The organism is Roseicyclus sediminis (assembly GCF_025515305.1).
In the GTDB taxonomy this organism is placed as follows: domain Bacteria; phylum Pseudomonadota; class Alphaproteobacteria; order Rhodobacterales; family Rhodobacteraceae; genus Roseibacterium; species Roseibacterium sediminis.
Genome location: NZ_JAOPHT010000025.1, coordinates 1 through 13,787, shown reverse-complemented (window position 1 = coordinate 13,787; position 13,787 = coordinate 1). Strand labels below are relative to the sequence as shown.

At 68.1% G+C, this 13,787-nt stretch carries 14 protein-coding genes; 5 read left to right on the top strand and 9 right to left on the bottom strand.

Annotated elements, in window-relative coordinates; all coding sequences use genetic code 11:
* Positions 1–43 precede the first annotated feature (43 nt).
* A complete protein-coding gene (locus N8I71_RS19685) occupies positions 44–1,498 on the top strand; it encodes a methyl-accepting chemotaxis protein (RefSeq protein ID WP_262879752.1) in 1,455 nt (484 codons plus the stop codon).
* Positions 1,499–1,685: 187 nt separating this feature from the next.
* Here the strand turns inward: N8I71_RS19685 and N8I71_RS19680 are convergent, their stop codons facing one another.
* A complete protein-coding gene (locus N8I71_RS19680; RefSeq protein WP_262879751.1) occupies positions 1,686–2,561 on the bottom strand; it encodes a 3-hydroxybutyryl-CoA dehydrogenase in 876 nt (291 codons plus the stop codon).
* Positions 2,562–2,766: 205 nt separating this feature from the next.
* Here N8I71_RS19680 and N8I71_RS19675 point away from each other — a divergent pair, with 205 nt between their 5' ends.
* The gene (locus tag N8I71_RS19675; RefSeq protein WP_262879750.1) at positions 2,767–3,597 is read left to right on the top strand and encodes a DUF6473 family protein; all 831 of its coding nucleotides are present in this window, start codon (positions 2,767–2,769) and stop codon (positions 3,595–3,597) included.
* A 72-nt stretch (positions 3,598–3,669) separates the two neighbouring features.
* Here N8I71_RS19675 and N8I71_RS19670 read toward each other — a convergent pair whose 3' ends face one another.
* The 7 genes from N8I71_RS19670 to N8I71_RS19640 all read right to left on the bottom strand — a co-directional run bounded on the left by N8I71_RS19670 (position 3,670) and on the right by N8I71_RS19640 (position 8,699).
* Complete coding sequence (locus N8I71_RS19670) at positions 3,670–4,596, bottom strand: electron transfer flavoprotein subunit alpha/FixB family protein (RefSeq protein ID WP_262879749.1); 927 nt, start codon at positions 4,594–4,596, stop codon at positions 3,670–3,672.
* Positions 4,596–5,354, bottom strand: coding sequence for an electron transfer flavoprotein subunit beta/FixA family protein (locus N8I71_RS19665; protein ID WP_262879748.1), 759 nt, complete (start codon positions 5,352–5,354; stop codon positions 4,596–4,598). The genes N8I71_RS19670 and N8I71_RS19665 overlap by 1 nt, the downstream gene beginning before the upstream one ends.
* A gap of 126 nt (positions 5,355–5,480) precedes the next feature.
* Positions 5,481–6,149 carry a PAQR family membrane homeostasis protein TrhA gene (gene trhA / locus N8I71_RS19660; RefSeq protein ID WP_262879747.1) on the bottom strand — a complete coding sequence of 223 codons (669 nt, stop codon included), beginning with the start codon at positions 6,147–6,149 and terminating at the stop codon, positions 5,481–5,483.
* Between the two features lie 217 nt (positions 6,150–6,366).
* Entirely contained in the window at positions 6,367–6,939 is a 573-nt protein-coding gene (locus N8I71_RS19655; RefSeq protein ID WP_262879746.1) for a cob(I)yrinic acid a,c-diamide adenosyltransferase, read from the bottom strand.
* Between the two features lie 3 nt (positions 6,940–6,942).
* Complete coding sequence (locus N8I71_RS19650; RefSeq protein ID WP_262879745.1) at positions 6,943–7,152, bottom strand: twin transmembrane helix small protein; 210 nt, start codon at positions 7,150–7,152, stop codon at positions 6,943–6,945.
* A 50-nt stretch (positions 7,153–7,202) separates the two neighbouring features.
* A complete protein-coding gene (locus tag N8I71_RS19645; protein ID WP_262879744.1) occupies positions 7,203–8,027 on the bottom strand; it encodes an SDR family NAD(P)-dependent oxidoreductase in 825 nt (274 codons plus the stop codon).
* Positions 8,028–8,084: 57 nt separating this feature from the next.
* Positions 8,085–8,699, bottom strand: coding sequence for an SH3 domain-containing protein (locus N8I71_RS19640; protein ID WP_262879743.1), 615 nt, complete (start codon positions 8,697–8,699; stop codon positions 8,085–8,087).
* Between the two features lie 145 nt (positions 8,700–8,844).
* On the opposite strand from N8I71_RS19640, the gene N8I71_RS19635 reads away from it, so the two are divergent.
* Entirely contained in the window at positions 8,845–11,178 is a 2,334-nt protein-coding gene (locus N8I71_RS19635; protein ID WP_262879742.1) for a DNA topoisomerase IV subunit A, read from the top strand.
* Positions 11,179–11,317: 139 nt separating this feature from the next.
* Here the strand turns inward: N8I71_RS19635 and N8I71_RS19630 are convergent, their stop codons facing one another.
* The gene (locus N8I71_RS19630) at positions 11,318–12,697 is read right to left on the bottom strand and encodes a cytochrome P450 (RefSeq protein ID WP_262879741.1); all 1,380 of its coding nucleotides are present in this window, start codon (positions 12,695–12,697) and stop codon (positions 11,318–11,320) included.
* A 168-nt stretch (positions 12,698–12,865) separates the two neighbouring features.
* Between N8I71_RS19630 and N8I71_RS19625 the strand changes: the two genes are divergently transcribed.
* Both N8I71_RS19625 and N8I71_RS19620 read left to right on the top strand, forming a co-directional pair.
* Entirely contained in the window at positions 12,866–13,588 is a 723-nt protein-coding gene (locus N8I71_RS19625) for a hypothetical protein (RefSeq protein ID WP_262879739.1), read from the top strand.
* A 104-nt stretch (positions 13,589–13,692) separates the two neighbouring features.
* The coding region (locus N8I71_RS19620; protein ID WP_018590913.1) for a GTP-binding protein at positions 13,693–13,787 on the top strand (95 nt) is incomplete at its 3' end.

Sequence of the window (13,787 nt, the reverse complement as noted above, 5' to 3'; positions counted from 1 at the left end):
GTGTATCCCCGGGGCGTCTTTCCAGCCACGAGGGAATCCGCCGATGGACATGCAACGTGAATTCCACATGCGCTTCGCCATCGACGACGCCCTCGTCTCTGACCTCGCGGAGGTCTGGACACTCGTTGCGCCGAAGCTCGATGGAATGCTCGACATCTTCTATGCCTCGGTCTCCACCGATCCCGAGTTGAAGGGTTTCTTCGACGATCAGGCGCATATGCTTTCGGCCAAGCGCAAGCAGATCGCCCATTGGGAAAAGCTCTTCAACAGCCGCTTCAGCGAGGAATACCAACACTCCGCCAACCGGGTCGGCGGGGTGCACTATCGCATCGGCCTTCCGAGCATGTACTTCATGGCGATGTATTCGCACGCCGCCCGTCTGATCGTGCAAGCCCTGATGGAAGTGACGGGCAGCCGCCTGCTGGGCCGCCGACGCGGGCACACGCATCTCTTCATCCCTGCCATGCGCGCGATCCTCATCGATGTCGAGGCGGTGGCCTATGGCTATTCCCAGGCGCAATACGCCGACCGCAAGGAGGCCTTCGACCGGATCGGCGCGGTGATCGCCGATTTCGGCGCCGGACGCCTGTCATCCCGTGTCGATCCGCCCTTTCCCGAGGTCTACGAGGCGCAGCGTGAGGCGCTGAACGCGATGGGCGGGCGGATTCAGCAAGTCTTCGAAGGCGTGCGTGCCAACGCCGGCGAGGTGCGCCGCCTGACACAGGAGGTGTCGCAGCTTGCCGATGATCTGAGCCAGCGCGCGCAGGGCCAGGCCGCCGCGGTGGAGCAGTCCAACGCCGCCGTCACGGCGCTGGCCCAATCGGTGCGCGAGAACAGGGCCGGTTTCCAGCGCGCGATAGAGGCCAGCGCCGGCAACAAGAGCGAGGCCGAAAGCGGCCTTGTCGCGGCCGAAAAGGCCGACGGCGCGATGGAGCGGATCAAGGCGGGCTTCGCAGACATCAAGCGGATCACGACGGATATCGAGGAAATCAGCTTCCAGACGAACCTCCTGGCGCTGAATGCCTCGGTCGAGGCGGCGCGCGCCGGGGAGGCCGGCAAGGGCTTCGCCGTGGTGGCCACGGAGGTGTCGTCGCTTGCCAAGCGTGCGGCGGAGCTTACCGAAACGATCCGCAACAAGATCGAGCGTTCCAACGGTTCCGTCGATGAGGGATCGGTCCTGTTCGCCCGGACCCGCGAAACGCTCGAACGCATCCGCGAAAGCGCGGTCGCCGTCTCGACCGAGATCGAGGCTGCGGCGACCGTCGCGAAGGATCAGTCGATGTCCATCGAGGAGGTCAAGAAGGCGCTCGATTCCATCGACGCCGTAACACAGACGAATGCCGCCATCGCCGCTCGGGTCGCCGACAGTTGCGAAACCGTGCAGGCCAGCGCCGCCGATCTCTCGCGGCCTTTCGATGCGTTCCAGTCGTTCGACGGGGATCGTCCCGGCCCTGCATTCATCGGGCGCGAGGGGCCGGGCGCGCGCGGCGCGGCCTGAGCGACGCCAGAACACCGCCCTGCCGGGGACGTGACGGGCCTTGATCGTCCACGGACGCAGCCCATCCTTCCGCAGCGAGACACCCCCACCTGGTCGCCCGTCGCCGTCCAAGCAGGTGGTGTCCCGATCACAGCGAGAAACCCCAGGCGCCTTGCCGGCGGCCGGGGCGATGTCCGCCGCGCGCGGCCTATCGCGTCGGAACCGGCACCTCGCCACGATAATCGTAGAAGCCGCGGTCGGTTTTCCGCCCGAGCCACCCGGCCTCGACGTACTTCGTGAGAAGGGGGCAGGGCCGATACTTCGTGTCCGCCAGCCCGTCATGCAGCACGTTCATGATCGCGAGGCACGTGTCGAGACCGATGAAATCGGCGAGCTCCAGCGGACCCATCGGATGGTTCGCGCCGAGCTTCATCGACTGGTCGATCGATTCGACAGACCCGACACCCTCGTAGAGCGTGTAGACCGCCTCGTTGATCATGGGCATCAGGATGCGGTTCACGATGAAGGCGGGGAAATCCTCGGCGGTGGCCGCGGTCTTGCCCAGCCGGTCGACCACGGATTTGCAGGCCTTGAAGGTCGCCTCGTCGGTCGCGATCCCGCGAATGAGCTCGACGAGCTGCATCACGGGGACAGGGTTCATGAAATGGAACCCCATGAAGCGCTCCGGCCGGTCCGTGCGGCTGGCCAGTCGCGTGATCGAGATCGAGGAGGTGTTCGAGGTCAGGATCGTCTCGGGCTTCAGATGCGGGAGCAGGTCTTCGAAGATCGCGGTCTTGACCGTTTCGCGTTCGGTGGCCGCCTCGATGATGAGGTCGGAGACGCCGAGTTCGGCCAGTTTCAGCGTCGTCCTGATGCGCCCCATGGCCGCGCGCATGTCCTCTTCGGTGATCTTGCCGCGCCCGACCTGCCGCCCGAGGTTCCGCTCGACCAGATCCACCGCGCGGTCGAGCGCCTCCTGGCTGATGTCGCTCATGAGCACGTCATAGCCCGCAAGGGCGCAGACATGGGCGATGCCATTGCCCATCTGGCCCGCTCCGACGATGCCGATCGTCCTGATCTCCATGGTCGCCCTTTCCGATGACGCCGCTCTGCCGCGGCACCATAGGCCCCGCGCCGCACCGGGCACAAGCGGGACGGCCGCGCCAAAGCGGCGCGCCACCCTCCGGCAGCACGAAGCGAAATTTCTTCAAATCAGCAGGTTAGCACTTCTGAAATCACGGAGTGGCAGTCTCTCGCGCGGGTGAATCAGTGCGAGGCGGAAAAGGGCGATGAGCTTCGAGAAACGGGCTGCGATGCCCCTCGACTACGGGCTGGTGACCTATCCGGGGTCGGTCCTGAGGTTCCGCGGACCGGTGGCCGACCTGGCCCCCGGCCACGTGCTCTGCCTCGGCGGTGCCGAGACGTTCGGGCGGTTCGTGTCGGCGCCCTGGCCCACGCAGCTGGCCGCGCGTCTCGGGGTGCGCGTGACAAACATGGGCGTGCCGGCCGCGGGGCTAGACGTGATCGCCTCCGACCCGGCGGTCGCCGCCGCTGCCGAAACCGCGCGCGCGATCGTGCTTCAGGTTCCCGGCGCGCAGAACCTGAGCAACCGTTTCTACAGCGTCCACCCCCGCCGCAACGACCGCTTCGTGAAGGCGAGTTCCATGCTCCATACGATCTACCGCGACGTGGATTTCACGGAGTTCCATTTCACGCGCCACCTGCTCAGCCATCTCAAGGCGACGTCGCCCGAGCGATTCGGCATCCTCAGGCATGAGCTTCAGATGGCGTGGCGCGCGCGAATGGCGGCCTACCTGGAAGCGGCGAAGGTGCCCGTGCACCTTCTCTGGCTTGCCCGCCGCGCGCCCGAGACGGAGGAACCCGCAACCGGCTTCGGGCCCGATCCGCTGTTCGTCACGCGCGAGATGATCGATGACGTGGCGAAAGGCGCCGCATCGCTGACCGTCGTGGCCGATCCGGCGAGGCGGGGCGATGGCCCTGCACGCGGAATGTTCTTCGCCCGCCGGGAGGAGGCCGCGGCGCGCGCTCTGCCCGGTGTCGAGGCGCATGAGGCGGCCTGCGCGGCGCTTATCCCGCATCTCGCCGGCGAACGTGAATGAAAACGGCCCGCCGTGAAAACCGGCGGGCCGTCTGACATTGGTGGTGCGGGGGCCGTGCGGGCCCGGCGCCCCTCAGAGCTTGTCGGTCAGTTCCGGCACAGCCTGGAACAGGTCCGCGACAAGGCCGAAATCGGCGACCTGGAAGATCGGCGCTTCCTCGTCCTTGTTGATCGCGACGATGACCTTGCTGTCCTTCATCCCGGCGAGGTGCTGGATCGCGCCCGAGATACCCACGGCGATGTAGAGCTCTGGAGCGACGACCTTGCCGGTCTGGCCCACCTGCCAGTCGTTCGGCGCATAGCCCGAATCGACCGCCGCGCGCGAGGCGCCGACGGCGGCGCCAAGCTTGTCGGCCAGCCCCTCGATGAGGGCGAACTGCTCCTCGCTGCCCACGCCGCGTCCGCCGGAGACGACGATCCCGGCCGAGGTCAGCTCGGGCCGGTCGGAGGCCGCGACCTTGTCCTCGACCCATTCCGAAAGTCCGGCCGAGGCCGCGGTGCCGAGGGTCTCGACCGGGGCGGAGTTGCCGCCGGCCGCCGCGTCGTACCCCGCGGTGCGGATCGTCATCACCTTGACCGGGTCCGATGATTTCACCGTCTGCACGGCATTGCCGGCGTAGATCGGGCGCTCGAAGGTCTCGGCATCGACGACCTTCGTGACCTCGGAGATCACCATGACGTCGAGAAGCGCTGCGACGCGCGGAAGGACGTTCTTGGCGTCGCTCGTCCCGGGTGCTGCGATGTGGCTGTAGCCGCCCGCCATCGAGACCACGAGATCCGACACCGGTTCGGCCAGCATGTGGCAGTAGCCGTGGTCGCCCGCGAAGATGACCTTGGACACGCCCGCAAGCGTCGCGGCCTCGGCCGCTGCCGCATCGCCACCCTGCCCCGCGACGAGGACATGCACCTCGCCAAGACCGGAGACCGCCGTCAGGGCCTTGGCGACCGCGTCGGTCGAAAGGGCCCCGTTGTTCACGTCCGCAAGAAGAAGAACAGCCATCAGATCGCCCCCGCTTCCTTGAGTTTGCCGATCAGCTCGTCGACCGAGCCGACCTTGATCCCGGCCTTGCGCTCCTCGGGTTCCGAGGTCTTGAGCACCGTCAGCCGCGGTGTGACATCGACGCCGTAATCCGCCGCGGTCTTCTCATCGAGCGGCTTCTTCTTCGCCTTCATGATGTTCGGCAGCGAGGCGTAGCGCGGCTCGTTCAGGCGCAGGTCGACAGTCACGATGGCCGGCATCTTCACCTTGATCGTCTGCAGGCCGCCATCGACCTCGCGGGTCACAAGCGCGTGGTCGCCCTCGACCGCGAGCTCGGAGGCGAAGGTCGCCTGGGACCAGCCCAGAAGGGCTGCCAGCATCTGACCCGTGGCGTTCATGTCGTTGTCGATCGCCTGCTTGCCCGCGAGGACGAGGCCCGGCGCCTCCTCCTCCACGACCTTGGCGAGGATCTTGGCGACGGCCAGCGGCTCGATGTCCTGGTGCACGTCATCGGCCGCGACCACGAGGATCGCCCGGTCGGCCCCCATGGCGAGCGCGGTCCGCAGCGTCTCCTGCGCCTGCTTCACGCCGATCGACACCGCGATGACCTCATCGGCCTTGCCGGCCTCCTTGAGGCGGATCGCCTCCTCCACCGCGATCTCGTCGAAGGGGTTCATCGACATCTTCACGTTGGCGAGATCGACCCCGGAGCCATCCGCTTTCACGCGGACCTTCACGTTGTAGTCGATCACGCGCTTGACGGGCACGAGCACCTTCATGCGTGTCTCCTCTCTGCAAACCATCGGGGGCCGGATTGGGGCTGCCCCGCGTCAGGGGGAGTGTTAGCCCGTCGAGACGTACCGCAACAGGTCAAAATCGACGCGGAATGGTCGTTGGACGCCGCGTTACGGAACCGGAAGCGGCGGTATGGCGGCCAGAAGCTCGACCGCGATGGCGGCGTAGCAGACGCAGGTCGCCGCCAGGACGAAGATGTGCCAGATCGTGTTGTGGAACGGCAGACGGTGCCAGAGCAGGAAGGCGACGCCGCCCGAGTAGAGCAACCCGCCCGTCAGAAGCAGGATCGTGCCTTCGCTGGACAGCCCGTCGATCAGCGGCTGGCCCAGCGCGAGCCCCGCCCATCCTAGGCCGAGATAGAGCACGATGGCCAAGAGCGTGTGCTTCTTCGCGCTGAAGACGATGAGCGAGGCACCGGCCAGCGCCACGGCCCAGATGCCCGCGAGAAAGCCGGGGCTGCCGGGAAAAAGCACGACGAAGGGCGTGTAGGTGCCCGCGATCTTCAGGTAGATCGCCGACTGGTCGAGGCGGCGCAGCCTGTCGGCCCAGTCGTGCCTGCGGATCATGTTGTAGAGCGCCGAGCAGGTGAGCATCGCCAGAAGCGTCGCGGCGTAGATCGCGACGGCGGTCACGGTCGTGGCGTCGCCGATCCGCATGGCCGCTACGGCAACGAGGGTGGGGCCCGCGACGAGGGCGAAGCCTATGCCGAGGATATGGACCGCCGCATCCGAGAGGTACTCGGCACGGGAGTAGGGTCTGGCGCCGTTCACGTGGCTCATGGAAGGGAATATAGCGCAGACCGATCCGTCCGCCAAATGGTTCGCAACGTCAACCTTTGCGCCGGGTTCGACGGCGCCGCGGGCAAATTCCCGAAAAAGGAATTTGCGGGGGGCCGTCTGCCCCCCGGGCGCGCGTGCCGCGCGCCTCCCCCCGGAGAGTTTCTTCGCCAGGATGAAGGAATGGCCGCTGCGGCCGGGTCGGAGGGTCGTGCGGGGATCAGCGGTTCGCGCCGGGGACCCACAGGATATCGGCGCGGCCGTCGTCATTGGCGATGCGGCCGGCGACGAAGAACCAGTCCGACAGGCGGTTGAGATACTTCACAGCCTCGGGGTTCACCGATTCCATCGTGGCCAGTTCAACCACCATGCGCTCGGCCCGCCGGGCGACGGTGCGGCAGATGTGCATGTGCGCCGAGAGCGGCGAACCGCCGGGCAGGATGAAGCTGCGCAGGGGTTCAAGTCTCGCGTTCAGCGAGTCGATTTCACGCTCGAGGCGCGACACCTGTTCGGCGACGATACGCAACGCGGGGTATTCGCGTTCGGCGTCCTTCTCCATGTTCGGCGTGCAGAGGTCGGCGCCGAGGTCGAAGAGGTCGTTCTGGATCGCCGCGAGGCGGGCGCCGAGGTCCTCGTCGGCATGCAGGCGTGTCACGCCGAGCGCGGCGTTCAGCTCGTCCACGGTGCCGTAGGCGGTCACGCGCATCGAATGTTTCGCCACGCGGCTGCCGTCGCCGAGCGCGGTTTCGCCCGCGTCGCCGGTCTTGGTGTAGATCTTGTTCAGCACGACCATGGATCAGCCTCCCGATTGCCGGCGGACGTAGACGAAGATGAGGATCAGGACGACCGCCACCAGTTGCGCGATCAGCCGCCAGCGCATGAACTTGTTGGAATTGGCGCGGGCGTATTCGCCGCCGCGCCGGAACGAGTTGATCCCCATCATGAGGATGACCACCACCGCGAAGCAGGCCAGCAGTGCGATGATCAGGAGCGGGTCGTTCAGCATTGTCTCTCTCTTCCTCGTCGGGGGCGATCTAGGGGCGGGATGCCAAAAGGCTAGACCTTCGACATGATCCAGTCCCGGGCACGCTCTGGCAGGATGCGGCTCAGGATGGCGGCGACATGGGCGGGTAGCGTGATGTAGTAGCGGATGCGCGGGCGGGGCGCTTCGACGGCATGGACCAGTTTCGCGACAACGGCCGAGGCCGGAAGCTCGAAGCGGTCGGGGTCCGTGCTGTTTCGGCGCGCGGTGAAAGGGCCACGGTAGAAGGCCGCGTGGCGGGAATTCCCGGCGTCGATCCAGGTGTCGAACAGACGAGCGGAGTTTTCGCGGAAACCCGATGTCACCGGGCCGGTGTTCAGGATCGAGACCTGCACGCCCGTTCCGCGGAGTTCGATGCGCATGGTGTTCGTCAGGCCCTCGAGCGCGTGTTTCGTCGCGACGTAGGCCGCGCGCCACTTGAGGGGTACGAATCCCACGACCGAGGAATGCATGACGATCCGGCCATGACCCTGGGCCAGCATCACCGGGATGGCGAGGCGGGTCAGCTGGTGGACGCCGAAGACGTTGCTGTGGAACACCTGTTCGAGCGCTTCGCGCGGCACGTCCTCGGCGGCGCCCGGCATGCCGTGGCCGCCGTTGTTGAAGAGCGCGTCGAGCGTGCCGCCGGTGATCTGCATCGCCGCTTGCCAGCCGGCTTCGACGCTGTCCGGATCGCAATGGTCGATTCGCACGCTTTCGAAGCCGTCCGACCTGCGGGCATCGACGTCGAGATCGCTGCGGCATGCGGCGATCACGCGCCAGCCGCGCGCGCGTAGCCCTTCCGCGGCCGCAAGGCCGATCCCCGAGGAACAGCCGGTTATGAGGATGCTGCGGGTCACGGTCGCTCCGGTCCTGTCGCGGCTCCTGACTAGGTCAGCGCGCAAACGGCGGCAAGTTCAGTTCGCGGGTTCCAGGAAGTCCTCGGACATGAAGCCTTCCAGACCGTTCGGCAGGCGGAGCCGCGCCCAGCCGTCGGCGACGCGTTCGACGAGTTCCAGCTCGGTTCCCCGGTCGAGTGCGCCGAGAATGGCGTCGGTCGTGGATGGCCCGGCACGGAAATTGACGCGGTCACCGGCCACGCGCAGCCGCTCGATCCCGTCTGCGGGGGGCAGGGCGGCGGGCGCGGTTTCTGCGACGGCGGTCTCGCCCCCGGTGGCCTGGGGCTCGCTCTCGCCGTCGCCGGCGAGCCCGTCATCGTCGAGCACGGGGTCGAGCGCCCCGGAGGTCTCGGCCGGGGGGAGGTTCACCCGCGCGTCCTCGGCGGTGAGTTCGGACGGTTCGATCACGAGCGCGATGGCCAGTTCCTCTCCCTCGGGAGTTAGGAGCACGAGGCGCCCGTCCCGGGTTTCCTGAAGGGCGCTGTCGCCGGTGAGGGCGCGCGCCGGGCGGTCAGCGCCCGATGCGGCCGCATCGGCGCCCACCGACGGGCCCTCGCCGTCGGTCTTCCGGCCGGGAACGACCACGAGGATGGCGAATATCACCGCCGCGAGGATCAGCGTCAGTCGGATCATGCTGCCGTCGGGCTCCCTTCTTCCTCGCGGGGTCTATACCCCGTCGCGCGATTCGGCACGGGTGGGGTTTTCCCGCCGCACCGGGGCGGGTCGGGCGCATGGGCGCTTGCCGCCCCCCGGTCCCGCTTGTATCACAATGCTTGGTATGAGCGAACCCGATCCACCACAAGATGACAGCCCGAAGGCAGGCGGGCCCGAGGATGAGCGGCTGAGCGCCGAACCGCTCTCCCGGGCGATCTCGTCCCGGTATCTGCAATATGCGCTGTCGACGATCATGCACCGCGCGCTGCCGGACGCGCGCGACGGGCTGAAACCCGTGCACCGGCGCATCCTCTACGCGATGCGGGAGCTGCGCCTTTCGTCGACGGGCGGGTTCCGGAAATCGGCGAAGATCTCGGGCGACGTGATGGGGAACTACCACCCCCATGGCGACGCCGCGATCTATGACGCGATGGCGCGCCTCGCGCAGGATTTCGTGATCCGCTACCCGCTGGTGGACGGGCAGGGCAACTTCGGCAACATCGACGGGGACAACCCCGCCGCCTCCCGCTACACCGAGGCGCGCATGACCGCGATGGCCGAGGCCCTGATGGAGGGCCTCGACGAGGATTCGGTCGATTTCCGGGACAACTACGACGGCACGCTGCGCGAGCCCGAGGTGCTTCCGGCTTCTGTGCCGAACCTGCTGGCGAACGGGTCGAGCGGGATCGCCGTGGGCATGGCGACGAACATCCCGCCGCACAATCTCGACGAGCTCCTGCGGGCCTGCGAGCACCTGATCCGGGTTCCGGACGCGCGGGACGACACGCTTCTGAACTACGTGAAAGGGCCGGATTTCCCGACCGGCGGCGTGATCGTCGATCCGCCCGCCTCCATCGCCGAGGCCTACCGGACCGGACGCGGCGGGTTCCGCGTGCGGGCGAAGTGGGAGGTCGAGGACCAGGGCCGCGGCACCTGGGTGATCGTGGTCACGGAAATTCCCTACCAGGTCCAGAAATCGAAGCTGATCGAGAAGCTTGCGGAGCTGATCCAGACCAAGAAGGTCCCGATCCTCGCCGATATCCGCGACGAAAGCGCGGACGACATCCGCATCGTGCTTGAGCCGCGGTCGAAGAACGTGGACCCCGCCGTTCTGATGGGGACGCTGTTCCGGCAGTCCGATCTCGAGACGCGCTTCGCGCTGAACATGAACGTGCTGATCGACGGGCGGACGCCGAAGGTCTGTTCGCTGAAGGAGGTGCTGCGCGCCTTCCTCGACCACCGGCGCGAGGTGCTGATCCGCCGTTCGCGGCACCGGATGGACAAGATCGACCATCGGCTCGAGGTGCTGGAAGGCTTCATCATCGCCTTCCTGAACCTCGACCGGGTGATCGACATCATCCGCTACGACGAGATGCCCAAGGCCGCGCTGATGCGCGAGGACTGGAGCCGGGAGTTCGGCCGCGCGACGTCCGAGAAGGACTACGTGAGCCCGCCCGCGGGCGAGGGCGAACTGACCGAGGTGCAGGCCGAAGCGATCCTGAACATGCGTCTCCGGTCGCTCCGGCGGCTGGAGGAGCTGGAGCTTCTGCGCGAGCGCGACGCGCTGATGGAGGAGCGTGCGGGGCTGGAGGATCTTCTCGCCGAGGAGGGGCTGCAGTGGGAGCGGATCCGCGATGAGCTGCGCGAGGTGCGCGAGAGGTTCGGCGCCAAGGCACCGGGCGGCGCGCGGCGCACGGTGATCGAGGAGGCGGCGGAGGCCGAGGAGGTCCCGCTCGAAGCCATGATCGAGCGCGAGCCGATCACCGTGGTCTGTTCGCAGATGGGCTGGATCCGGGCCATGAAGGGCCATATCGACCTCGGCTCCGAGCTGAAGTACCGCGACGGCGATGCGGGGCGCTTCGTGTTCCACGCCGAGACGACCGACAAGCTCCTGATCTTCGGGGCGCAGGGTCGGGTCTACACGCTTCCCGCCTCCGGCCTGCCCGGCGGGCGGGGACTGGGGGAGCCGGTGCGGCTGATGGTCGACCTGCCGAACGACGTCGAGATCGTGGACCTTTTCGTGCACCGTCCCGGGGTCAAGCGGCTGGTGGCGAGCTCTGCCGGTGATGGATTCCTCGTGACCGAGGACGAGATCGTGGCCCAGACCCGGACCGGCAGGCAGGTCCTGAACGTCAGGGACGGGGTGACCGCGAAGGTCGCGGCACCCGTCGCCGAGGGCGACGACGCGGTGGCGGTCGTGGGAGACAACCGCAAGCTCCTGGTGTTCCTGCTGGAGGAGCTGCCGGAGCTGGGCCGCGGCAAGGGCGTGCGGCTTCAGAAGTACAAGGATGGCGGGCTGTCGGATGCCCGGACCTTCCGGCTGGCCGATGGACTGAGCTGGCTCGATCCGGCGGGGCGGACGCGGACCGAGACCGAGCTTGGCGAATGGATGGCGAAGCGGGCGACTGCCGGCCGGATGGCGCCGCGCGGCTTCCCCAGGGACAACCGCTTCAACTGAGGCTGCCGGACGCGCCGCCCGTCGGCATCGGCGCGGGCAAATTCCTTGGGAAAGGAATTTGCCGGGGGGCTGTCTGCCCCCCGGGCGCGTTCCGCGCCTCCCCCCGAGAGTTTGATGCCAGGATGAAGGCAGGGCGGGGTCAGGCGCGGGAGACCTCGAGCCAGACCCCGCCCTCGGGACGCGTGGTCAGGATCATGACGGGCTTGGGTTCCCGCCCCGGCACCGGTGCGAGGTGGAAGCGCGCGAGAAGCGTGGCGAGGATCACCGTGGCTTCCTGCAGTGCGAAGCGCATGCCGATGCAGATCCGCGGACCGTCGCCGAAGGGCAGGTAGCGCCAGCGTTCGGGGCGGGTTTCGCCCAGCCAGCGCGACGGGTCGAAGGCGTCCGGGTTCTCCCAGAGGCGGCGGTGGCGGTGGAGCGCCCAGACCGGGATCATGACGGTGTCGCCGGGGTGGATCATGGCGGCGCCCAGACGGTCGGACCTGCGCGCTGTGCGCGACAGGAAGGCGCCGGGCGGGTAGAGGCGGAGTGCCTCCTCGACGATGGCGCGGGTCATGGGCAGGGCGGGCACGTCCGCGGCCCCGGCCGCCCGGTCGCCGAGGATGGCCTGCGCCTCGGCCCGGGCCAGGTCCTGCGTGGTGGTGTCGAAGGCGCAGAGATAGAGCGCCCAGGACAGGGACAGCGCCGTCGTCTCGTGCCCCGCAACGATGAAGGTCAGAAGCGTTTCGCGCAGCGTGTCCGCGTCCATGCGCCGCCCGGTTTCGGGGTCCTCCGCCGCGATGAGCCGGTCGAGGAGGTCGCGCCCGGCGCCCGGGCCGGCGGCCTGTCGCCGGGCGATGGCCGCGTCGGCCTCCGCCTGCATCGCGCCGAGCCGGCGCGCGGCGAGCGCGCGGGCGGGGCGCGGGACGGAGGCCGGAACGCCGAGGACGTCGAGAAGGCTCATCCGCGCGGCCTCGTCGATGTAGCTCTCGAGCGCCGAGACGACGCCGGCGCGGTCTATGCCCTTGCCGTCGGAAAAGGTGACGTCGGCGATCACGTCGAAGGCCGCTGCGGTCATCTCGGCGACCATGTCGGCGGCGCGTCCCACCGAGGCGTCCAGGCGCGTGGCGGCGGCCTCGGCGGCGCGGGTCATGACAGGGGTGAGGGCATCGACGCTTCGGGCCGAGAAGGCGGGCGCGGCGGCGCGCCGCTGCCAGCGCCATTCCTCGCCTTCCGCGAGAAAGAGGCTGTCGCCGATGGCCGGTTTCAGGACGGCGCGGGTGGCGACCGACTTCGGGTAGTCCTCGACCGCCTCCAGCAGGACGCGGCGGATCCCTGCCGGATCCATGAGCATGTGCCAGCGTTGCGGCCCGGTGCGTCCCGAGAGGACCGGCTGGAACAGCGCGCGTCGAGGAATGATCTCGAGCAGGTTGCGCCGCGCCGTGCGGTAACTCTCGATCAGCCCCATCGGCCGGTCGGGCAGAGGCGTGCGCACCGGCAGGCGGGCGCTTTCGGCGGTGTTTCGGACCGTGTCGGGCATCGGCTCTCGCTCCGCGGCGGGTGGCGTCGGGTGGCCGCCTTCTGGCAACAGATAGGCACCAAAGCCACGCTGTCCAAAACGTGATGGCCGCTCCGGGTTTGCAAGGGTCACCCGGCTGCGGTATCCCGTGGGCGAGCAGTATCGTCCGGGATCAAGGAGACGACCAAGATGCGCCCCCAAGCCACCCGATCCGCCGAGCCGACCCTCCTGTCCCGCTTGCCACGCTTTGCCGTGCTGGCCGCGGCGCTGGGCATCCTGGCCGCCTGCGCGGCACCGGACCCGCTGGAGGAGGACTTGCCGGACATGGGCGATTTCCGCCTCGCCCACAACATCGTGGTGGCCGACAACATGCAGCAGGTGCCACCCAGCCGGAACGCGACGCCGGAGGAGTGGGAGGCGATCCTGACCTCCGAGATCGACCGCCGTTTCGGCGGCTACGAGGGCGACCGTCTCTATCACATCGGCATCGCGGTCGATGGCTACGCGCTGGCGCCCCCGGGCATTCCGATCGTCCTCAGCCCGCGCTCGGTTCTGGTCCTTTCGGTCAACGTCTGGGATGACGCCGCCGGCGTGAAGCTCCACGAGGAGCCGGAACAGATCATGGTCTTCGAGGGTGCGAGCGCCGAGACGATGATCGTGGGTTCGGGCATCGCGCGCAACCGCGAGGAGCAGATGCAGATCCTCGCCCGGAACGCGGCACGGCGCATCCAGCTTTGGATGCTGCAGAACCCGGAGTGGTTCAACATCGACCCCGACGCGGCGGCTGCCGCGGCGGCCGAGGTCGAGGAACTCGCCGCGGCCGCCGAGCCGGGGGCGGAGGCCGCCGAAGCGGCAGCGGCGGAGTGCATCCCGACCGACGATGTGCCCTGTCCCGAGCCCGTCGCCAACTGACGGCTTGATTTTTCTGCCCGCCCGCAATACCTCGCCCGCGATGTTGAACCGGGTTCGTCGCGTCTTGTGCGGCGAGCCCCCGAACGGACAGGGCGCCAGGGCAGATGGCAAAGGCAAAGTTTGAACGTAACAAGCCGCACGTGAACATCGGCACGATTGGTCACGTTGACCACGGCAAGACGACGCTGACGGCTGCGAT